19 protein-coding genes are annotated in these 20,896 nt (G+C 69.7%); 14 read left to right on the forward strand and 5 right to left on the reverse strand.

Annotation, left to right across the window (positions count from 1 at the left end; all coding sequences use genetic code 11):
• Window position 1 precedes the first annotated feature (1 nt).
• The 9 genes from RT688_RS15890 to RT688_RS15930 all read left to right on the forward strand — a co-directional run bounded on the left by RT688_RS15890 (window position 2) and on the right by RT688_RS15930 (window position 11,231).
• Window positions 2-1,054 (forward strand): alpha-ketoacid dehydrogenase subunit beta, encoded by a 1,053-nt coding sequence (locus RT688_RS15890; protein WP_409521926.1) that lies wholly within the window; start codon window positions 2-4, stop codon window positions 1,052-1,054.
• Complete coding sequence (locus RT688_RS15895) at window positions 1,054-2,451, forward strand: dihydrolipoamide acetyltransferase family protein (RefSeq protein WP_313705821.1); 1,398 nt, start codon at window positions 1,054-1,056, stop codon at window positions 2,449-2,451. The genes RT688_RS15890 and RT688_RS15895 overlap by 1 nt, the downstream gene beginning before the upstream one ends.
• Before the next feature lie 4 nt (window positions 2,452-2,455).
• Complete coding sequence (gene lpdA / locus RT688_RS15900; RefSeq protein ID WP_313705822.1) at window positions 2,456-3,853, forward strand: dihydrolipoyl dehydrogenase; 1,398 nt, start codon at window positions 2,456-2,458, stop codon at window positions 3,851-3,853.
• A gap of 221 nt (window positions 3,854-4,074) precedes the next feature.
• Complete coding sequence (locus RT688_RS15905) at window positions 4,075-4,590, forward strand: outer membrane beta-barrel protein (RefSeq protein WP_313705823.1); 516 nt, start codon at window positions 4,075-4,077, stop codon at window positions 4,588-4,590.
• 188 nt (window positions 4,591-4,778) lie between these two features.
• Entirely contained in the window at window positions 4,779-5,270 is a 492-nt protein-coding gene (locus RT688_RS15910) for a porin family protein (RefSeq protein WP_313705824.1), read from the forward strand.
• Window positions 5,271-5,300: 30 nt separating this feature from the next.
• The gene (locus tag RT688_RS15915) at window positions 5,301-5,750 is read left to right on the forward strand and encodes a hypothetical protein (RefSeq protein WP_313705825.1); all 450 of its coding nucleotides are present in this window, start codon (window positions 5,301-5,303) and stop codon (window positions 5,748-5,750) included.
• Window positions 5,751-5,847: 97 nt separating this feature from the next.
• On the forward strand, window positions 5,848-6,417 hold the full coding sequence (locus RT688_RS15920) for an NAD(P)H-dependent oxidoreductase (RefSeq protein WP_313705826.1): 570 nt from the start codon (window positions 5,848-5,850) through the stop codon (window positions 6,415-6,417).
• Window positions 6,407-8,221, forward strand: coding sequence for a glutathione-regulated potassium-efflux system protein KefC (gene kefC / locus RT688_RS15925; protein WP_313705827.1), 1,815 nt, complete (start codon window positions 6,407-6,409; stop codon window positions 8,219-8,221). The genes RT688_RS15920 and kefC overlap by 11 nt, the downstream gene beginning before the upstream one ends.
• Before the next feature lie 178 nt (window positions 8,222-8,399).
• Complete coding sequence (locus RT688_RS15930; RefSeq protein WP_313705828.1) at window positions 8,400-11,231, forward strand: PAS domain-containing protein; 2,832 nt, start codon at window positions 8,400-8,402, stop codon at window positions 11,229-11,231.
• Between the two features lie 19 nt (window positions 11,232-11,250).
• On the opposite strand, the gene RT688_RS15935 is transcribed toward RT688_RS15930, so the two are convergent.
• Window positions 11,251-11,871, reverse strand: coding sequence for a TetR/AcrR family transcriptional regulator (locus RT688_RS15935; protein ID WP_313705829.1), 621 nt, complete (start codon window positions 11,869-11,871; stop codon window positions 11,251-11,253).
• A gap of 104 nt (window positions 11,872-11,975) precedes the next feature.
• Between RT688_RS15935 and RT688_RS15940 the strand changes: the two genes are divergently transcribed.
• From RT688_RS15940 to RT688_RS15950, 3 genes are read left to right on the forward strand one after another with little or no spacing between them, the layout of a single operon-like run.
• Window positions 11,976-13,466 carry an NAD(P)/FAD-dependent oxidoreductase gene (locus tag RT688_RS15940; protein WP_313705830.1) on the forward strand — a complete coding sequence of 497 codons (1,491 nt, stop codon included), beginning with the start codon at window positions 11,976-11,978 and terminating at the stop codon, window positions 13,464-13,466.
• 2 nt (window positions 13,467-13,468) lie between these two features.
• Window positions 13,469-14,272 (forward strand): SDR family oxidoreductase, encoded by an 804-nt coding sequence (locus RT688_RS15945; RefSeq protein WP_313705848.1) that lies wholly within the window; start codon window positions 13,469-13,471, stop codon window positions 14,270-14,272.
• Window positions 14,269-15,240 carry an alpha/beta hydrolase gene (locus RT688_RS15950; protein WP_313705831.1) on the forward strand — a complete coding sequence of 324 codons (972 nt, stop codon included), beginning with the start codon at window positions 14,269-14,271 and terminating at the stop codon, window positions 15,238-15,240. Before RT688_RS15945 ends, RT688_RS15950 begins: the two co-directional genes overlap by 4 nt.
• Here RT688_RS15950 and RT688_RS15955 read toward each other — a convergent pair.
• Window positions 15,237-16,130: a class I SAM-dependent methyltransferase gene (locus RT688_RS15955; protein ID WP_313705833.1), complete on the reverse strand. Its 894-nt coding sequence runs from the start codon at window positions 16,128-16,130 to the stop codon at window positions 15,237-15,239. The two genes, RT688_RS15950 and RT688_RS15955, sit on opposite strands and share 4 nt — an antisense overlap.
• A 78-nt stretch (window positions 16,131-16,208) precedes the next feature.
• Here RT688_RS15955 and RT688_RS15960 point away from each other — a divergent pair, with 78 nt between their 5' ends.
• Together RT688_RS15960 and RT688_RS15965 are read left to right on the forward strand one after the other, a co-directional pair.
• Complete coding sequence (locus RT688_RS15960; RefSeq protein ID WP_313705834.1) at window positions 16,209-16,622, forward strand: helix-turn-helix domain-containing protein; 414 nt, start codon at window positions 16,209-16,211, stop codon at window positions 16,620-16,622.
• Window positions 16,623-16,757: 135 nt separating this feature from the next.
• A complete protein-coding gene (locus tag RT688_RS15965; protein WP_313705835.1) occupies window positions 16,758-17,867 on the forward strand; it encodes a metallophosphoesterase in 1,110 nt (369 codons plus the stop codon).
• Here RT688_RS15965 and RT688_RS15970 read toward each other — a convergent pair whose 3' ends face one another.
• The 3 genes from RT688_RS15970 to RT688_RS15980 all read right to left on the reverse strand — a co-directional run bounded on the left by RT688_RS15970 (window position 17,868) and on the right by RT688_RS15980 (window position 20,620).
• Window positions 17,868-18,563 carry an amino acid racemase gene (locus RT688_RS15970; protein WP_313705836.1) on the reverse strand — a complete coding sequence of 232 codons (696 nt, stop codon included), beginning with the start codon at window positions 18,561-18,563 and terminating at the stop codon, window positions 17,868-17,870.
• A 148-nt stretch (window positions 18,564-18,711) separates the two neighbouring features.
• The gene (locus RT688_RS15975; RefSeq protein WP_313705837.1) at window positions 18,712-19,119 is read right to left on the reverse strand and encodes a hypothetical protein; all 408 of its coding nucleotides are present in this window, start codon (window positions 19,117-19,119) and stop codon (window positions 18,712-18,714) included.
• A gap of 100 nt (window positions 19,120-19,219) precedes the next feature.
• Entirely contained in the window at window positions 19,220-20,620 is a 1,401-nt protein-coding gene (locus tag RT688_RS15980) for a chloride channel protein (RefSeq protein WP_313705838.1), read from the reverse strand.
• Window positions 20,621-20,896: the final 276 nt, after the last annotated feature.

The raw sequence follows: 20,896 nt of genomic DNA on the forward strand, positions 1-20,896 counted from the left end.
AATGGCACGCGACGACAACGATTCGAAACCCGTCACGACAACGCAGATGACGATGATCCAGGCCCTGCGTTCGGCCATGGACGTCATGCTCGGCAAGGACGACAACGTGGTCATCTACGGCCAGGACGTCGGCTACTTCGGCGGCGTGTTCCGCGCCACTGATGGGTTACAGGCGAAGTACGGCAGGACCCGCGTGTTCGACGCGCCGATCTCCGAAGGCGGCATCGTCGGCACGGCGGTCGGCATGGCGGCCTACGGGCTGCGCCCGGTGGTCGAGATCCAGTTCGCCGACTATTTTTACCCGGCGACCGACCAGATCGTCTCGGAAGCGGCGCGCCTGCGCTACCGCTCGGCCGGCGACTTCACCGCGCCGCTGACCATCCGCATGCCCTGCGGCGGCGGCATCTACGGCGGCCAGACCCACAGCCAGAGTCCGGAGGCGATGTTCACCCACGTCTGCGGCCTGCGCACCGTGATGCCATCGAATCCCTACGATGCGAAAGGCCTCCTGATCGCCTCGATCGAGAACGACGACCCGGTGATCTTCCTCGAACCCAAGCGCCTCTACAACGGCCCCTTCGACGGTCACCACGACCGCCCGGTCGTCTCGTGGAACAAGCACCCGATGGGCGAAGTCCCGGAAGGCTACTACACGGTCCCGCTGGACAAGGCGGCCGTATTCCGTCCCGGCGCCGAGCTCACCGTGCTCACCTACGGCACCATGGTCTGGGTCTCGGAAGCGGCGGCGCTCGAGACCGGCATCGATGCCGAGATCATCGACCTGCGCACCCTGTGGCCGCTGGACCTGGACACCATCGTCGAGTCGGTGAAGAAGACCGGCCGCTGCGTGGTCGTGCACGAGGCGACCCGCACTTCCGGCTTCGGCGCGGAACTTGCCTCGCTGGTGCAGGAACACTGCTTCTATCACCTGGAAGCCCCGATCGAACGCGTCGCCGGCTGGGATACTCCCTATCCGCACGCGCAGGAATGGGCATACTTCCCCGGCCCCGACCGCGTCGGCGCCGCGTTCAAACGTGCGATGGAGGCGAAATAATGGGTATTCACGTCATCAAGATGCCGGACCTGGGCGAAGGCATCGCCGAAGTCGAAGTCGTCGCCTGGCACGTCAAGCCGGGCGACACGGTCAAGGAAGACCAGGTGCTGGCCGACGTCATGACCGACAAGGCGACCGTCGAGATTCCCTCGCCGGTGAACGGCGTCGTCATGGCGCTCGGCGGCAAGCTGGGCGAAGCGATGGCCGTCGGCGCGGAACTGATCCGCCTGGAGGTCGAGGGCGCAGGCAACTACAGCGGCGACAAGGGCGGCGACAAGGGCGCTGACACGACGGCGGCGCGCCGGCAAACCGCGCCGGCCGTTTCGGCCCAAGCCGCGACGGTCGACGAATTCCCGCCGATCACCGTGGCCCAGCCGGAAACCGTGGTCACGACCGTGACCAGCGAGGAAACCGCGGCGCCGGCCCATGCCGCCGCGCCGCAGGCATCGAAGCCGGCGGCACCCGCCTATACCCAGGGCGGCGGCCATGGCGCCGCCCCGGCCCACCACGGCCGCGCCGCCGGCGAAAAACCGCTGGCCGCGCCCGCCGTGCGCCAGCGCGCCTGGGACATGGGCATCGAGCTGCAGTACGTGACCGGTTCCGGCCCCGCCGGCCGCATCACGCACGCCGACCTCGACGCCTATGTCGCGCGCGGCCAGAAGAAGGCGGCCGAAGGCGACCGCCGCTACGCCGTGCTGGAAGGCGAACAGGCGATGCCGCTGATCGGCATGCGCCGCAAGATCGCCGAGAAGATGCAGGAGGCGAAGCGCCGCATTCCCCACTTCACCTACGTCGAGGAAGTCGACGTCACCGAGCTGGAGGCGCTGCGCGTGCAGCTCAACGCCCGCTATGCCGGCCAGCGCCCGAAGCTGACCCTGCTGCCGTTGATCATGCGCGCCGTGGTGCTGGCGATCCGCAAGTACCCATCGGTGAATGCCCGCTTCGACGACGACGCCAACGTCGTCACCACCTACAACCCGGTCCACCTCGGCATCGCGGCCCAGACCGACGCCGGCCTGATGGTGCCGGTGGTGAGGAATGCCGAGGCGCGCGACCCGTGGTCGGCGGCCGCCGAGGTGGCGCGCCTGGCGGAAGCGGCGCGCAGCGGCAAGGCCCTGCGCGAGGAACTCTCCGGCTCGACCATCACCATCACGAGTCTGGGCGCCCTCGGCGGGATCGTCACCACCCCGGTCATCAACCGCCCGGAAGTGGCGATCGTCGGCGTCAACCGCATCATCGACAAGCCGGTGATCCTGAACGGCGCCATGGTCGCGCGCAAGATCATGAACCTCTCGTCCTCCTTCGACCACCGGGTGATCGACGGCATGGTGGCGGCCGAGTTCATTCAGACCATCCGCGGCTACCTCGAGTGCCCGGCAACCCTGTTCGCGGAGTGAGCCGATGAACCAAGTCAGTACCACCCTGCTCGTCATCGGCGGCGGTCCCGGCGGCTACGTGGCCGCGATCCGCGCCGGCCAGCTCGGCATCCAGACCGTGCTGGTCGAAGCGGCCACGCCCGGCGGCACCTGCCTGAACATTGGCTGCATCCCGTCGAAAGCCCTGATCCACGCGGCCGAGGAATTCGACAAGGCGAAGCATTACGCCGACGGCTCGGCGCTCGGCATCATGGCCAGCGCCCCATCGATCGACGTGAGCCGCACCGTGCAGTGGAAGGACGGCATCGTCAAGCGCCTCACGAGCGGCGTCGGCGCCCTGCTGAAGAAGAACGACGTCCAGGTGATCAAGGGCTTCGCCCGCATCCTCGACGGCAAGACGGTCGAGGTGAAGGGGGAGAATGGCGAACTGCTGCGCGTGCGCTGCGAACACCTGCTGCTGGCCAGCGGATCGGAGCCGGTCGAGCTGCCGTTCATGCCCTTCGGCGGCATGGTGGTGTCGTCGACCGAGGCGCTGTCGCCGGCCGACGTGCCGCGGCGCCTGGTCGTGGTCGGCGCCGGCTACATCGGCCTGGAGCTGGGCACGGCCTACCGCAAGCTGGGCGCCGAGGTCACGGTCGTCGAGGCGCTTGATCGCGTCCTGCCGGCCTACGACGCCGAGCTGACCAAGCCGGTCGGCGCGGCGCTCAAGCGCCTCGGGGTCGAGCTGCGCCTGGGTTCGAGCGTGCTCGGCCTGAACGCGGCCGGCGACGGCGTACGCGTGAAGGATGCCAACGGCGAGGAAACCGTGCTGGCGGCCGACCGCGTGCTGGTGGCCGTGGGCCGCCGTCCGCGCAGCGCCGGCTTCGGGCTGGAAAGCCTGCAGCTCGACATGCTTGGCCGCGCCGTGAAGATCGACGACGGGTGCCGCACCTCGATGCGCAACGTCTGGGCGATCGGCGACCTGACCGGCGAGCCGATGCTGGCGCACCGCGCCATGGCCCAGGGCGAGATGGTGGCCGAGATCATCTCGGGCAAGCGCCGCCATTTCACGCCGAACGCGATCGCCGCCGTCTGCTATACCGATCCGGAAGTGGTCGTGGTCGGCCTGTCGCCGCTGGACGCCGAAAAGGCCGGGCTGGACGTCATCAGCGCGCAATTCCCGTTCGCGGCGAATGGCCGGGCGATGACGATCGAGTCGACGGACGGTTTCGTGCGCGTCGTCGCGCGGCGCGACAACCACCTGATCCTGGGCTGGCAGGCGGTCGGGCGCGGCGTGTCGGAACTCTCGACGGCGTTCGGGCAATCGATCGAGCTGGGCGCTACCCTGGAAGACGTCGCCGGCACCATCCATGCCCACCCGACGCTGGGCGAAGCCGTGCAGGAAGCGGCGCTGCGCGCGCTGGGCCACGCGCTGCACATCTGAGGCGAGCCGCAGGTCTTGCGGTCGATGCGGGAAAACGGAAAGCGCATCCCCGTTTTCCCGCGCAACGATTTCCCCGCGCCCTGCCCCTGTTCCGGTGCGGGGTCCCTGCACATACATATGTGAAATTCCCCACGGCGATTTGCAACAATTACATGCTCATGCGATAATATTTCAAGACAGCAATATGCATGTCACCTATTATCAATCGAAGAAAGTTTGTAATGTTCAAGAAAATCGCAGTTGCAGCAGCGCTGGTCATCGCTTCGTCGGCGGCTTCGGCCCAGCAAGCTTCCCAATTCTACGTCGGCGCCGATGTCGCCTCGACCAAGGTCGACGGTTTCGACCGTGACGAAGGCGCAGGCCTCTTCGTCGGCTACACCTTCAGCCAGAATTTCGCAGTGGAAGCAGGCTGGCACCAGCTGGCCGACATGAACGAACGCGTCTTCGGCGACAACGTCAACGTCAAGTACGAGCAGACCGAGATTTCGCTGATCGGCACCCTGCCGCTGAGCAATGGCTTCAGCGTCTATGGCCGCCTGGGCTACAACGAGGTCAAGGGCAAGCTGAGCGGCACCGTCGAAGGCGTGCGCATCTCGGAATCGGGCACGGAAGACAAGGTCGTCTACGGCGCCGGCCTGTCCTATGCCTTCACCCCGGCCATCAGCGGCCGCCTGGAAGTGCAGAAGCCGCACAGCGATATCACCAAGATCGCCGCTGGCGTCGCTTACCACTTCTAAGCACCGCGCCGGCACTGCCGGATTGCCGGAAAGGACGAAAGGCCCGGGACGATGTCCCGGGCTTTTTTGTTTCCGGATGCGTAATTTGCTGCACGGCAGCAAGAAAAGGACGTTCGTGCGATAATGCGGCCCCGGCCGAAACATGGCGTTTCGGCCCTTTCGTATTATCGTAAGAAAAGGCAACAGCAATGTTCAAGAAAATCGCAATCGCAACCGCCCTGGTCGCCGCTTCGTCGGCCGTCTTCGCCGCCGAGCCAACCCCGTTCTACGCCGGTGTCGACGTCTCGTCGACCAAGGTCTCGGGCTTCGACGACAAGCTGGGCGGCGGCGCCTTCGTCGGCTACAAGCTGAACCAGAGCATCGCCATCGAAGGCGGCTACCACCGCCTGGTCGACAGCACTGTCGACGGCGCCGACGTCACCCTGGACCAGTTCGACGTGTCGGTCCTGGGCACCGTGCCGCTGACCAACGGCTTCAGCATGTACGGCCGCATCGGCTTCAACCGTGTCGAAGGCGAAGCCAAGTTCGACGGCCTGAAGGAAAAGGACCACACCACCAACGCGCTGTACGGCATCGGCCTGGGCTACGCCTTCTCGCCGGTCGTCAACGCCCGCCTGGAAGTGCAGAAGCCTGACAGCGACATCACCAAGATCGTCGCCGGCGTCGCTTACTCGTTCTAAGCGCCCACTGGTTTCCGGCCACCGGCCGGTTTGACCGATCGAACCGGACCGCTCGCGCGGTCCGGTTTTTTTTCGCCCGCCGGGAACGGCTCGCCGATCCACGACCATGGCCGGGCCTGCGCCGTGATCAAGGTGCTGCATGGGCAGATCCAGGTGTCCTGGTTCAGCGCCTTGAGCCCGGCGATCGGCCAGCCCTGGGGCAGCACCGTCGCGCACGCGGGCGAGGTGACCTTCCTCACGCCGGATTACTACCAGATCCACCGGCTGTTCAACCCCTCGCCGAAGGGCGGCAGCTTCTGCGCCACCATCCAGTGCTACCGCTATCCCGACGACGACCTGCGCCATGACGAATACTTCGACTACATCGAGGACGGCCACGTCAAGCAGTTCCTGCCGGATTCGGACTGGACCTATCTGGCATTCAAGGAAGCGATCCGCCAGGAATGGCAAGCCGCGATGAAGGGCGCCGTAACGGATTGAGGGCTGCCCGCGCCCGACCGGCGATGCGGAAAAGCGGCGGCGCCACGCGCCGCCCGGCGTGCCTGTACAATTGTGCAATACAACACGTCGAATCCGCATGTCCCATCCACGCATCCTGGTGCTCTACGCCCATCCGGCGCCGCACCGCTCCCGCATCAACCGCCGGCTGGCCGAGGCCGCCCGCTCGCAGGGCGGCGAGCTGATGCACGACCTCTACGAAACCTATCCCGACTTCTTCATCGACGTCGCCCGCGAACAGGCCCTGGCCGAGCAGGCCGAACTGCTCGTCTTCCTGCATCCCCTGCGCTGGTACAGCATGCCGGCCCTGCTCAAGGAATGGGTCGACTCGGTCCTGGTGCCGGGCTGGGCCTACGGCCCGGGCGCGAACGCCCTGAAGGGCAAGGGCTACCTGCTGGCGGCCACCACCGGCAGCCCGCTGGCAAGCTACCGCGAGGGCGAGCCCAACGGCCGCCCGTTCGCGGATTTCCTGCCGCCCTTCGAGCAGACCGCCGCGCGCTGCGGCATGCGGTGGCTGGCGCCGCACATCCTGCATGGCGCGAACAGCGCCTCCGAGGCCGACATCGACGCCCACGTCGCCGCCTTCCGTGCGCGCCTCGCGCACTTCCTGCAATCGCCCGCCAACGAAACGACGCCCCATGGATCATAGCCTCCTGACCAACGCCCTGATCTACCTGGCCGCCGCCGTGGTGGCGGTGCCGCTCGCCAAGCGGCTGGGACTGGGCGCCGTGCTCGGCTACTTGCTGGCGGGGATGGCGATCGGCCCCTGGGGCCTGGGCCTGATCCGCGAGGTCGAGGACATCCTGCACTTCTCCGAGTTCGGCGTGGTCCTGCTGTTGTTCCTGATCGGCCTGGAACTCGAGCCCGAGCGCCTGTGGTCGCTGCGGCGCCAGATCTTCGGCTGGGGCACGGCCCAGGTGCTGCTGGTCGCTTGCGCCCTGTTCGGCGCCGCCCTGCTCGCCGGCATCGACTGGCGCGTGGCGCTGATCGCCGCGCTCGGCCTGTCGCTGTCGTCGACCGCGATCGCGCTGGCCACCCTGGGCGAGCGCAACCTGATGGCCACCCCGGCCGGGCAGGCCGGCTTTTCCCTCCTGCTGTTCCAGGACATCGCCGCGATCCCGATGATCGCCCTGGTGCCGGTGCTGGGCGTGGCCGTCGGCGATGTGGCCAGCGGCGCGCATGCGGGCGGCTGGCAGAACGCGGCGCGCCTGGCGGCGGTCATCGCCGGCGTCGTGATCGGCGGGCGCTACCTGGTGCGCCCCGCCCTGCGCATCATCGCCAAGTCCGGCATGCGCGAGATCTTCACCGCCTTCGCCCTGCTGCTGGTGATCGCCATCTCGCTGCTGATGCAGTGGGTCGGCATGTCGATGGCGCTGGGCGCCTTCATGGCCGGCGTGCTGCTGGCCGACTCCGAATACCGCCACGCGCTGGAGACCGACCTCGAGCCCTTCAAGGGCCTGCTGCTCGGCCTGTTCTTCATCGCCGTCGGCATGTCGGTCGACTTCGGCGTCTTCCTGTCGAAACCCTGGCTGATCCTCGGCCTGGTGCTCGGCTTCCTCGCGATCAAGCTGGCGGTGCTGTTCGCGCTGTCCTTCTGGTTCGGCATCGCGCGCGGCCAGCGCTGGCTGTTCGCCTTCCTGCTCTCGCAGGGCGGCGAGTTCGCCTTCGTGGTGTTCGGCGCGGCCGCCGGCGCGCGCGTGTTCGCGCCCGAGACCGGCTCGATCCTGGTGGCGGTGGTCGCCCTCTCGATGGTCGCGACGCCGCTGCTGCTGCTCGTGCACGACAAGCTGCTCGAGCCGCGCTACCGCGGCCAGAACCGGCGCGAGCCGGACGCCATCGACGCCAACGAGGGCCACGTAATCATCGCCGGCTTCGGCCGCTTCGGCCAGATCATCGGCCGCCTCCTGATCGCCAACCGCGTCAAGCTGACCGTGCTCGACCACGACCCGGACCAGATCGAGCTGCTGCGCGGCTTCGGCCTGAAGGTGTTCTACGGCGACGCCACCCGCGTCGACCTGCTGCACGCGGCCGGCGCGGCCAAGGCGCGCGCCCTGGTGCTGGCGATCGACGACATCGACGACAGCCTGGCGCTGGCCGACGCGGTGCGCGCGGACTTCCCCGACCTGCCTATCCTGGCGCGGGCGCGCAACGTCACCCATTACTACCAGCTGATGGACCGCGGCGTGACCGTGATCGAGCGCGAGACCTTCGAATCGGCCCTGCAGCTCGGGCGGCGCGTCCTGTGCCAGCTCGGCTACGGCGCCTACCGCGCGCGCCAGGCGACGCTCAAGTTCCGCGAGCACAACAAGGCCAGCGTGGACGCGGTCTACCCCTATTACAAGGACCGCGAGCAGTACGTCTCGATGGCCAAGCGCGCCCGCGACGAGTTGAACGAGATGTTCGCGCGCGACCTGAAGAACTACGACAGCGAGACCGACAAGGGCTGGGACTGAGGCGGCCTTTCGCCCGCGGAATCCACAGACGTCCCCTGGCCGGCGGCAAACGGCGCGCCGCCGGAGCCGAAGGCGCGATCGCGCCTGACCCGTCCCGCCATGTGGCCGGGCCCGGCCGGCGCGTGGGCAGCGCCCGCGGCACCTGTGTACAATGCAAGTTTTATCACACAAGGCAGCCGTGGAAAGCAGCACCAACCAGCATGCGTTCCTGGACCAGGGCGGCGCAATGGGCAAGCGCATCGGCCGCTGCGACTGGTCCCGCCATCCGCTCGGCCCGGTTTCCGGCTGGGCGCCGGCGCTGCGCACCGGCCTGGGCATCGTGCTCGGTTCGGCCTTCCCGACATTTCTTGCATGGGGCGAGGAGCAGACCCTGTTCTTCAACGACGCCTACGTGCCGATGCTCGGACGGAAGGCCGAGGCCGCGCTGGGCATGCCGTATGCCGCGGTCTGGCCCGAGGCCTGGCCCGCGCTCGCTCCCTACGTGAGCCGGGTGCTGGAGGGGGAGTCCTTCTTCTTCGAAGACTACGCCGTCACCCTCGAGCGCCACGACTACCCCGAGCAGGCCTGGTTCACCTTTTCCTTCAGCCCCCTGCGCGACGAAACCGGCCGGGTACGGGGCCTGATCTGCACCGTGGCCGAGATGACCGGCAAGATGGCGGCCGTCGCGCGCCACAAGGAAGCCGAGGACCGGCTGGCGCTCTCGCTCGAAGCCTCGGGCAACATCGGCACCTGGAGCTATGACCTGGCCAGCGGCGCCACCCACGTCGACGAGCGCTTCGCGCGCCTGTTCCAGGTCGACGCGGTCCTGGCGCGCGAAGGCACCGAGCTGGCGCGCTTCACCGACATGATCCACCCCGACGATCGTCCCCGCGTGCTGGCGGCGATCGAGCACGCGATCCGCACCGAGACCCTGTACGACATCGAATACCGGATTCCCCAGCGCGCCGGCCACGACGCCTGGGTCAACGCGCGCGGCAAGGTGTTCGCCGATCCGGCCGGCGGCCGCCGCTTCGCCGGCATCGCGGTCGACATCAGCGAGCGCAAGGCCCAGGCCCAGGCGCTGCGCGAGAGCGAGCAGCTGGCCTCGGCGGCCTCGCTGCGCGCCGAGAACGACCGGCGCCGCCTCGACGCCCTGTTGGAAGCAGCGCCGGTCGGCATCTTCTATCTCGACCCCGACGGGCGCCTCGTGATCGGCAACGCGGCCAATGCGGCGATCTGGGGCGATTATCCCCAGCCCGGCTCGGTCGACGAATACGCCGAATGGAAGGGCTGGCACACCGACGGTCCCCGGGCCGGCATGCGCCTGGCGCCCCAGGACTGGCCGGTGGCGCGCGTGCTGGCCGGGCGCGACAGCGACGCCGCCGTGCTCGAGATCGAACCCTTCGGCCACCCGGGAATACGGCGCACGGTGCTGGTGCGCGCCGCCGCGATGCGCAATGCGCGCGGCGAACTGACCGGCGCGGTGGCGGCCCACATGGACATCAGCGCCCAAGTGGCGGCGGAAAAGGCGCTGAAGGACAGCGAGCGGCGCTTCCGCGCGATCGCCAACGTGATCCCGCCGATGGTCTGGTCGAGCAACATCGAGACCGGCGCCTACTTCTTCAACGAGCGCTGGAGCGACTTCACCGGCATTCCGGCCGCGCAGCTGCAGGACGACGGCTGGCATGCCGCCGTCCACCCGGACGACCTGGCGCCCCTGATCGCGCATTGGGAGCGCAGCCGCGCCGCCGGCATCCACTTCGAGTTCGAACACCGCCTGCGCCACCACGCGGACGAATACCGCTGGGTGCTCAGTCGCGCCCTGCCCTTCGCCGCCGAGGACGGCACGATCACCGACTGGATGGGCACCCTGACCGACATCCACAGCCAGAAGACGGGGGAAGCCGAGCTGCGCGCGGCCGCGCGCCGCAAGGACGAGTTCCTGGCGATGCTGGCGCACGAGTTGCGCAACCCGCTGGCGCCGATCAGCAACGCGGCGCAGCTGCTGGCGATGCCGGGCCTGGACGAACGCCGCCTGCGCTACTCCAGCGAGATCATCGGTCGCCAGGTGCGCCACATGACGGAACTGGTCGACGACCTGCTCGACGTCTCGCGCGTCACGCGCGGCCTGGTCCAGCTCGACCGCTCGCTGGTCGACATCGGCGCCGCCGTCGCCGGCGCGGTCGAGCAGGCGCGCCCACTGATCGAGGCGCGCGGCCATGCCTTCGAGCTGCAGGTCGAGGGCGGCGGCTGGGTCGACGGCGACCGCACCCGCCTGGTGCAGGTGTTCGCCAACCTGCTGAACAACGCCGCCAAGTACACGCCCCAGGGCGGACGCATCAACCTGTCGGTGCGGCGCGCGCCAGGCAGCGTGACCGTGGCCGTGCGCGACACGGGCATCGGCATCGCGCCGGACATGCTGTCCCACATCTTCGACCTGTTCACCCAGGCCGAGCGCACCCCGGACCGCTCGCAGGGTGGCCTCGGGCTGGGCCTGGCGCTGGTCAAGAGCCTGGTGCAGCTGCATGGCGGCAGCGTGGAAGCGCACAGCGCGGGTCTCGGCCAGGGCAGCACCTTCAGCGTGACCCTGCATCTGGCGGACGCGCGCCCCGATGTCCCGGCCGCGCCGGCGTCGGCCGCGGCGCCCACGCCCCAGGCCGGCCGGGCGCGCATCCTGATCGTCGACGACAACCACGATGCCGCCAACTCGCTGACCGAGGTGTTGCGCGCCTTCGGCCATGCGGTGACGGCCGCCACCTCCTCGCGCGAGGCGCTGGAGATGGCCGGCGCCGACTGGCCCCAGGTCTTCATTCTCGACATCGGCCTGCCCGACATCGACGGCTATGCCCTGGTGCGGCGCCTGCGCGCGCTGCAGGGCGCGCGCCCGGCGCTCTACCTGGCGCTGACCGGCTACGGCCAGGCGCACGACCGGGTGCTCTCGCGCAGCGCGGGCTTCGACCACCATTTCGTGAAGCCGGTCGACCTGCGCGCGCTGGTGGCCGTCATCGACGGCATCGGCGCCGCCCCCTAGGTAGCGTCCGGCGCGCGGGCTAAACGGCCTTGGGCGCGGCCAGCACCAGCGCCATGCGCAGCGCGGTGTCGGCCACCTTGTCCAGCGGCGGCTGGTAGCCCTGGTCGATCCAGCGCAGCGCGATGTGCATGACGCCGCCGACGATCCCCGCATGCAGCAGTTCGTCGTCCAGCGCGCCGGGCGCGGCGACCTGGCGCGCCACCTCGGCGCCGATCGCGCGCAGCGCCGCGTCGAAGGCCTTGTCCACCGCGCGGCTGACGCCGCGGATCTCGACCAGGAACAGGCGCGCCGACAGCGGATCGCGCTGCAGGGCGCCGAAGTACGCTTCCAGCATGGCGCGCGCCCGGCCCTTGCGCGAGCGGCCGGCGTCCCGGGCGGCCGCCACGATCTCGCCGAACACCGTGTAAGTGACGGAATTGAACGAGGTGACCAGCAGGTCCTCGCTGTTCTCGAACGACTCGTAGAAATAGCGCTCGGTCAGGCCGGCGGCCTCGCACACGGCCTTTACCGTGGCCTGGCGGTAGCCGCGCTCGCCATAGACCGCGATCGCCGCCTGGATCAGCTTGCTGCGCCGCTGGGCGCGGCGCTCGTCGGGAGACATGCCGCGGTAGGCGCGCGCCGGTGTGAAATCTTGGATCATCCCGCTATTCTGACATACCCGAAGGCCGCCCCGGCGGCTGCCGCTTGTCACGCCGATGTTGACAATGTAGAGTGTCACTTTATTAGAACGATAAAAGAGAGACCATGCACACTCCTCCCGAGGCGGGCGGCGTGCCGGACGTGCTGGATGTGCTGATCGTCGGCGCCGGCCTGTCCGGCATCGGCGCGGCCGCCATGCTGCAGGCGCGCTGCCCGGGCAAGCGCTACGCCATCCTGGAAGCGCGCGACGCCATCGGCGGCACCTGGGACCTGTTCCGCTACCCCGGCATCCGCTCCGACTCCGACATGTACACGCTGGGCTATGCCTTCAAGCCCTGGCGTGCAGCGAAGGCCATCGCCGACGGCCCGGCGATCCGCGACTACATCCGCGAGACCGCGCGCAGCCACGGCATCGAGCGCCACATCCGTTTCGGCCACAAGGTGGTGCGCGCCGAGTGGTCGAGCGAAGCGGCCTGCTGGACCGTGCACGCCGAGCACAAGCCCAGCGGCGAACTGCGCAGCCTGCGCACCCGCTTCCTCTACATGTGCAGCGGCTACTACAGCTACGACCACGCCTACCGCCCCCGCTTCGAGGGCGAGGACGCCTACCGCGGGCGCATCGTCCAGCCCCAGTTCTGGCCGGAGGACCTGGACTATGCCGGCAAGCGCGTGGTCGTGATCGGCAGCGGCGCCACCGCCGTGACCCTGGTGCCGGCAATGGCGAAACAGGCCGCCCACGTCACCATGCTGCAGCGCTCGCCCACCTACGTGGTGTCGCGTCCCTCCGAATACAGATTCGCCCGGCGCCTGCAGGCGCTGCTGCCGGCAAAGGCCGCCTATTGGGCCACGCGCTGGCGCGTGATCGCCGAATCGATGGTGCTGTACCGGCTGGCGCGCGCCAAGCCCGACCTGGTCAGGAACAGGATCGTGCAGATGGCGGCCCACCAGCTGGGGCCCTCCTTCGACGTCGCAGCCCATTTCACGCCGAGCTACAAGCCCTGGGACCAGCGCGTCTGCGTGGTGCCCGACGGCGACCTGTTCCGCGCCATCCGCAAGGGCCAGGCCGACGTCGTCACCGATCACATCGAACGCTTCACCGAAGGCGGCATCGTGCTGAAATCCGGCCAGGCGCTGGAAGCCGACGTGGTCGTGATGGCAACCGGCCTGTCGCTGTCGGTGCTGGGCGGAGCCGCGATCGTGGTCGACGGCCAGGCTTTCGATCCGAGCCAGGCGATGTCGTACAAAGGCATGATGCTGTCCGATATGCCCAACAGCATCATGACCTTCGGCTACACCAATGCCTCGTGGACCCTGAAGGCCGACCTCACCGCCGCCTACGCCTGCCGCCTGCTGCGCCACATGGAGCGCAGCGGCCAGGCGATCGCCGTGGTGCGGCGCGAACCGGATGTGCGGCCCGAGCCCTTCCTCAGCTTCACGTCGGGCTACGTGCAGCGCGCCGCGGCCATCCTGCCGAAGCAGGGCTCGCGCCGGCCCTGGCAGGTCTACCAGAACTATTTGCAGGACATGATGACGATCCGCTTCGGCCGCATCGCCGACGGCGTCATCCGCTTCGGACCAAAAGGAGCCATGCCTTGAACGTGTCGAATCGCGTCGCCGTCGTCACCGGCGCCGGCAGCGGCATCGGCCGCGCCACCGCCCACGCCCTCGCGCGCCGCCACTGCCACCTGGCGCTGGCCGACATCGACCCCGCCGGCCTGAAGGAAACCGCCTGGCTGCTCGACAAGCAGGGCGTGCGCGTCACCACCCACGTGCTCGACGTCGCCGACCGCGAAGCCGTGCGCGCCCTGCCGGACGAGGTGCAGGCGGCCCACGGGCGCGTCGACATCCTGGTCAACAACGCCGGCGTGGCGCTCGGCGGCACCTTCGAGCAGGTGTCCGAGGACGATTTCGACTGGCTCATGGAGATCAACTTCCACGGGGTGGTCCGCATGACGCGCGCCTTCCTGCCGCACCTGCGCCGCAGCGACGAGGCCCGCATCGTGAACGTGTCGAGCATCTACGGCATCGTCGCGCCGCCGGGCCAGGCCGCCTACTCGGCCAGCAAGTTCGCGGTGCGCGGCTTCTCCAACGCGCTGCGGCACGAACTCGAAGGCAGCAGCGTCGGCGTCAGCGTGGTCCATCCCGGCGGCGTGGCCACCGCCATCGCGCGCAAGGCCCGGGTGCCGCTGGACGCGCCGCCGGAAGACATCGAACGCGGGCGACGGATCGCCGAGAAGCTGCTGCGCCTGGCGCCCGAGACCGCCGGCGAGATCATCGCGCGCGGCATCGAACGGCGCGACGCGCGCATCCTGGTCGGCGGCGACGCCAAGGCCGTCTCCATCCTCGAACGCATCGCGCCGGTCAGCTACTGGCGCTACCTGAAGAAAGCGACTTCCCGATGAACGCATTCCTTTTCGTCCTGGCCGCGCTGGCCGTGGTGCTGCTCGGCCTGGCCTGGTTCACCCGGCGCACCGCGCGCCGCATCGAACAATTCCTGCCCGCCAGGGGCCAGTTCGTCGACGTGCCCGGCGGGCGCCTGCACGTGCGCCTGCACGACAGCGCCGGCCCGGCCGCGCCCGCCGTGCTGCTGGTGCATGGCCTGGGCGGCCAGATGGGCCACTTCGACTACGGGCTGGCCGAGCGCCTGGCGCGCCGCTACCGCGTGGCCGTGGTCGACCGCCCGGGCGCCGGCCACTCGCTGCGCGAGGCTTCGCAGGCGGCCGACATCTGCACCCAGGCCGGCGCCCTGGCGGTGCTGATCCGCAAGCTCGAACTCGGCCGCCCGACCGTGGTCGGCCACTCGCTGGGCGGCGCGATTGCGCTTGCCCTGGCCCTCGACCACCCGGACCAGGTCGGCGCCCTGGCGCTGGTGGCGCCGCTGACGCGCACCCAGGAAACGGCGCCCGAGGTGTTCAAGGCCCTGACCATCGAGACCCGCTGGCTGCGCCAGCTGTTCGCCTGGACCCTGGCCACGCCCGGGGCGATCGCCGGCAGCAAGAAGGTGCTCGAGCGGGTGTTCGCGCCGGAACCGGCGCCGGCCGACTTCGCCGTCAAGGGCGGCGGCCTGCTCAGCCTGCGCCCGAAGCAGTTCCTCGAAGCCTCGAACGACCTGCAGGCCATCCCGGCCTGCATGCCGGCGGTCGAGGCGCGCTATGGCGAACTGCGCCTGCTGGTCGCCGTCCTCTACGGCCGCCAGGACGCCCTCCTCGACTGGAAGACCAACGGCCAGGGGCTGGTCGACCGGGTGGCGGGCGCCCGCCTCGAACTGGTCGACGGCGGCCACATGCTGCCGGTGACCCAGCCCGACGTCACGGCCGCCTTCGTCGAGCGCGTCGCCGGCGAACGCGCGCTCCAGGCCGCGGCAAGCTAGCCTGCGCCTGCGGCGCAACTGCCGGCGCGCTGGGCGCCGGCGGGCGCTCGCGCCGTCACCAGCCAGCAGGCTGCCGTGAAACGCACCGCGCCTGCCGCGACCCAGGGATCGAAGGCGGTGCGCACCCGCGCCAGGACACGTTCGCGCAGCGCGCCGCCGGCCGTCTCCAGCGCCCTCCCCACCGGCCCCATGCGCGCCAGGTAGCCGTCCAGTTCCGCTTCCGGAAAAGCGCAGGGCAGGTCGACCGGGACGCATCCGACGTGTTCCCAGCCGGCCTGCGCGAGGACATCGCGCACCCGTGCCTCGCGCGCCAGTCCGAACTGTCCCGCCTCGTCCGGCGCGCGCCGCGGCAGGTCCGGCAGCAGGGGCCGGGCCGCGCGCTCGGCCGCCGTCATGAAGGCATTCTCCCCGGCCCCGCGCCAGGCGACGAAACGCAGCTCCCCGCCCGCGCGCGCCGCCCGGCGCAGCATGGCGAAGGCCGCCGCCGGGTCGTCGAAGAACATCACGCCGAAACGCGAGACGACCAGGTCGATGCTGCCCGGCACGAACGCATGGCGGGCGGCGTCCGCGCACACGAAATCCAGCCCGGCGCCCGCGTTCGCGGCGCGCCGCCGCGCGGCCTCCACCATCGGCGCCGAGATGTCGATGCCGGTGCAGCGCGCACCAGGCCCGAGCCGGCGCGCCAGCGCCAGGGTAGTACCGCCGGTGCCGCAGCCGACATCGAGCGCCCGCAGCGCCTGTCCTGGCGCCACGGCCCCGAGCAGCAAGTCCTCGATCGGCCCGAACATGCGGTCCACCAGCTCCTGTTCCTCCACCCAGGCATGCCCGGCGCCGCCGTTCCACAGCCCTGCCTGCCCGCCCGCTTCCAGCCTTGCCTCGCGCTTGTCCATGCGACGTCTCCATTTGCGCCCCTTGCGCCCTGGATGCTATCGTGCCACCTCAAGCGGACTTGAAGTCAAGGGGGATCGATGGACATCGCCGAGGTGGCGCGGCGTTCCGGACTGCCGGCGTCGACGCTGCGCTATTACGAGGAAAAGGGTCTGATCGCTTCCAGCGGCAGGCGCGGCCTGCGCCGCGTATTCGCGCCGGGCGTCGTCGAACGCCTGGCCCTGGTCGCGCTCGGCCGCGCGGCCGGCTTCTCGCTGGACGAGATCGCGGCCATGTTCGGCCCCGACGGCCGGCTTGTCATCGACCGCCAGCTGCTGGCGGCAAAGGCGGACGACCTGGACCGGACGATCCGCAGGCTTGCCGCCCTGCGCGACGGCTTGCGCCACGCCGCCGCCTGCCCGGCCCAGGACCACCTCGCATGCCCGCGTTTTCGCAGGATCCTGGCCACCGCCGGCCGCCCGACCTCGCGCAAGCGCACCCGCCCGCCGGCCTGATCGCCGGCCTGCTCGCCGCGCCCGCGGCACGCGCCGCGCGGATGGGTTAAGATCGCCCGTCTCCGGCGCGCAGGGATCCAGATGCGCGCGCCGCCGCTCACCCGAAAGACCGGCCGCTGCCGGTGAAGCCTGCGCATGTTTTCGATCATCCTGAACGTCATCGGTTCCCTCTTCCATTTCTACGTCGCCCACCGCCTGCACCGCATCCCGCTGGTCCGGAAGGCGGTACCGGCGCGCGCCTGGTGGATCGGCGCCGTGACGCTCTGGCTGTTCTACCTGTGGGGCGTGCACCTGGGCGACGAAGCGATCGACTGGCGCTGGTATCCCGGCCAGTTCGCCATGACCTGGCTCGGCATCCTGTTCCTGATGACCCTGTGCCTGCTGGCGGCGGACCTGCTGACCGGCTTCGGCCTCTGGTGGCGCGCACGTGCGCCGCGCTTCCTGGCCGTGGGCGCCGCCGCGGGCATCCTGGTGAGCGCCTTCGCCATCTTCCAGGCGGTGCGCGCGCCGGCGGTCAGCGAATACGAGGTGGCGCTGAAGAACCTGCCGGCAAACCTGGACGGCATGGTGCTGGTCGCCGTCACCGACCTGCACCTGGGCGCGCAGCGCAGGTCGGGCTGGATGGCGGGGCGCGTCGCCCAGATCAACGCCCTGAAGCCGGACGCGGTGCTGATGGTCGGCGACCAGGTCGAGAACGAACCGCTGGGCGAGCCGGAACTGGCGGGGGTGCTGCGCGGCCTGCGGGCGCCGCGCGGCGTCTGGGCCGTGACCGGCAACCACGAATTCTATGGCGATGCCGAGACCACCATCGCCGAATTCGCCGCCGGCGGCGTGCGCTGGCTGCGCAACGAACGGGTCGAACTGGCGCCCGGCCTGGTGCTGGCCGGTATCGACGACATCGGCCGCGACATGCGCGGGGGCGGCGACTACCTGGGCGGCCTGGAGACGGTCATGCCTGACGATAGCAAGGCGGCCACCATCCTCCTGTGCCATATCCCCGCCACTCGCATCGTCGAGGGCGCCGCCGCGCGCGGCGTCGGCCTGATGCTCTCCGGGCATACCCACGGCGGCCAGATCTGGCCTTTCAATTTCCTGGTCCAGCGCCGCTTCCCGCGCTACATGGGCGACTACCGGGTCGGCGACATGGCCCTGGTGGTCAGCCGCGGCGCCGGCGGCTGGGGCCCGCGCATGCGTTTGTGGCAGCCGGGCGAGATCGTGAAGCTGACGCTGCGCGCGGCGCGCTGACTACCCGGGCCCGATCGCGCGCTCCAGCGCGGCGCGGGCCAGCAGCCGGGTCGAATCGAGGGTCGGCAGGCGCGAGTTCTCGTGGCTGATCAGGAGCGGGATCTCGGTGCAGCCGAGCACCACGGCGTCGCAGCCCTCGGCCGCCAGGGTCTGGATCACGCCCTGGAAGCGCGGCACCGTCTCCGCGTTCACGACGCCGGCGACCAGCTCGTCCATGATGAGGCGGTTGATGTCTTCGCGCTGTTCAAGCGTCGGGCGCACGCTCTCGATGCCGAGCGCGGTCAGTTTCGCGGGGTAGACCTCGCTCTCGACCAGCCAGCGCGTGCCGAGCAGGCCCAACTTGCGGTAGCCGCGCGCGAGCGCTTGCTCCCCGACCGCGTCGACGATGTGCAGCCAGGGCAGCGGCGAGCGCGCTTCGATCAGGGGCAGCGCCTGGTGGATGGTGTTGTCGGGACAGACCAGGAAATCGGCGCCGGCGCGCGCCAGCTTCTCGGCCGAGGACAGCATTAGTGCGCCGACGCCCTCCCAGTCGCCGCGCTCGATGCGCTCGACGTAGTCGGCCAATGAGTGGGTATGCATGCCGACCTCGGGGTGCGCATGCGGTCCCAGCCGCTTCGCGCCTTCGAGGCAGATGGTGCGATAGCACAGGGCGGCGCCTTCGGCCGAACAGCCGACGATTCCGATGTGTTGCGTCATGGTGGCGGGTCTCCTCGCTCGTGTCGAAGATCGCGTCGAAAATTCGCGTCGAAGATCGCGTCGAACAGGCGCAGGCGGCAGGACGCCCGCGCCCAGCCGCCAGTCCATACGAAGGGTTCGCGAACGGTTCGCGCGCGCCAGGAATGCTTCAGCGGCCTTGCCGGTCCTCGCGCGACGACTTGCCCTGGTCGCGGTCGGCCTCGGCGCCGCGCCTGCCCGCATCCTGCTGGTCCGGCGCGCCGGACTGCCGGTTGCCGGCGCCGTTGCCGGTGCGGTTGCGGATGCCTTCCATGCCGGTCTGCAGCTCGCCTTTCCCATGCGGGTTCTGGAAGCCCTCGGCGCCGCCGCCGCCATCGGAATCCGAGGCCAGCAGGTCGTCGGTACGCGCCTCCTGCTGGCTGCCGCCGGGGCCGGACCGGCCCGACATGCTGCCGCCTTCGCCGATGTTGTCGCCGGTGGCGCCGACGCCCATGCTGCCGGCGCTGCTGGTGCCGTCCTTGGTGATCTGGTCCCAGGAACGGCCTTGTACGTCCTTCTTGTCGGTTGACGTAGACATGATGATCTCCGGTGTCGTTGCTGTTCCTGCCATCATAGCCGCCTGGGCAGGCCTCGCAATAGGCACACGGGCGTCCGTCCTGTAGGACTCGCCGCACGCCTCATCGGTGCGGCGCCTGTTCAAGGGGTGGCGGCGGAATCCGTTCCAGCTGCAGCCGCGCCAGGGTCGGGTACAGCGGCGGGCTGATCAGGCGCGAGACGAAGCTGGCGACCAGGGCGCAGCTCATCAGGCTGAGCACCATGGCGTGGCCGTTGACCATCTCCATCACGATGATGAAGGCGGTCAGCGGCGCCTGGGTGGCGGCGGCCAGGAAGCCGACCATGCCCAGCGCGATCAGGGCCGGCACCTGGGTATGGAAAACCAGCAGGGCGACGTCGTTGCCGAGCGCGGCGCCGATCGCCAGCGAGGGCGCGAAGATCCCGGCCGGCACCCCGGACCAGGTCGACAGCCAGGTGGCCAGGAACTTGAAGGGCGCGTAGGCGACGTGCATCACCCCGCTGCCCTCGACCATGGCGCGGGTCGATTCGTAGCCGGAGCCGAAGGTGGCGCCGCCGGTCACCAGGCCGATCGCGGCGACCAGCAGGCCGCAGGCGCCGGCGAACACGATCGGCCGCCGGGCGCGCAGGCGGCTCAGCGGGTCGCGCCCCTGCCCGCGCAGCGAGGCGATCAGGAGGCGCGAGAACAGGCCGCCGGCGACACCGGCCAGCAGGGTCAGCACCAGGCCGGGCAGCAGCAGCGCCAGGTTCAGGTGCTCGACCCGGATCACGCCGAAATAGGTGGCATTGCCGTAGATCGAGACCGCCACCAGGCCGGCCAGCACGATCGCGGTGATGATCAGGCCGCTGTTGCGCTGCTCGGGCGCGCGCGCCAGCTCCTCGATGGCGAACATGACGCCGGCCAGCGGCGTATTGAAGGCGGCGGCGATGCCGGCCGCGCCGCCGGCCACCAGCAGGCCGTGGACGTGGATGCGGCGCTGGTCCTTCACCAGGCGCCGCGCCTGCAGCATCACGCCGGCGGCGATCTGCACCGAGGGCCCTTCGCGCCCCAGCGACAGGCCGCCGAGCAGGCCGCCCGCGGTCAGCAGGATCTTCGCCAGGCTCAAGCGCAGGGAAACGAACAGGCTGCGCGCGGCCGGCCGCTCGCCCACTTCCAGCGCCGCCATCACCTGCGGAATGCCGGAACCGGCGGCGCCGGGCGCGAAGCGCCGCGTGCACCAGACCACGGCGCAGGCCACCAGCGGCGTCCACAGCAGCGGACTCCACCACCAGCGCGACCGCAGCTGGGCGAACAGGTCGTAGGCAAGTTCGGCGAGCGCGGTGAAGCCGACGATCACCAGGCCCGAGATCACCGCCAGCGCAACCATCACGGCCCGGGCCCACCAGAGCTGCCAGTCGGAGAACTCGCTGCGCATCGCATGCCGCCAATCGTGCCCGCGCACGTTCCTGCGCGGGGCCTGTTCGCCGTTTTCCGGTGGCTGGGTGCCCGGATCTGTGCTGCTCATCGACTGCTTTCGACTACGTGAAGGAGATGGGGAGCGGGCCGCACGGGCCCATCCGCAAGACTAACCCGCGCTTCTTGAATTAGCAATTCCATTTGTGCAAATGTACGTAATAAAGCGGTTGTTAGGCGTGCCGAGAGGAACGCCGTGCTTCCACTATGGCAACAAATCCAAATAGATTTGTACAAACAAGAGACTTTGGGCAACAATCCGAGCTTTGAATCAGCGCGCGCCGGACTGGCCCGCGCACCCAAGGAGCACGCATGACCGGGCCTGTAC

This window comes from Massilia sp. (assembly GCF_032106685.1).
Lineage (GTDB): Bacteria > Pseudomonadota > Gammaproteobacteria > Burkholderiales > Burkholderiaceae_D > Telluria.